Annotated in this window: 1 protein-coding gene; it reads right to left on the minus strand. The window is 47.1% G+C overall.

The features are described 5' to 3' along the window. Positions 1–140: 140 nt before the first annotated feature. On the minus strand, positions 141–403 hold a 263-nt coding region (locus tag J8L84_RS20300; protein ID WP_211072288.1), incomplete at its 5' end, for a hypothetical protein.

Genomic DNA, 403 nt, shown 5'->3' on the forward strand with positions numbered 1-403 from the left:
CCAATAACGGGCGCAGACATGCGGGGCATAATGGCGCAGCCGCCCCGTGTGTATGCGTCCCAGCGAACGAAGTGAGTGCGTTTATTGGCTTGTTAGGTGCGCCCTTAAATAACCTAGATTGTGTCATAAGAGCAGCCGTCCTACTTTGGGGCCTTGCTCTGTTGTTTTTCTCTAAGATAAAGAACTATTTGTGCGATGACCAATATATAACATGAAAACGCAACAAAGGCGCATGGTGCAGCCATAAGAATTACACCCGTTGTCCATCCGAAATATGCCATAACAGAACAGATACCCCCAATGAAAAGCTCGATAGCGACAGCTTCCCAACTTACCGAGTAACCTACGTTGACAGGTTGAGCGTAGTGCTTAACTTTGTATGGCATGACGTATTTCCTTGTAG

This window comes from Alteromonas sp. MMG017 (assembly GCF_018100795.1).
Classification (GTDB): Bacteria; Pseudomonadota; Gammaproteobacteria; order Enterobacterales; family Alteromonadaceae; genus Alteromonas.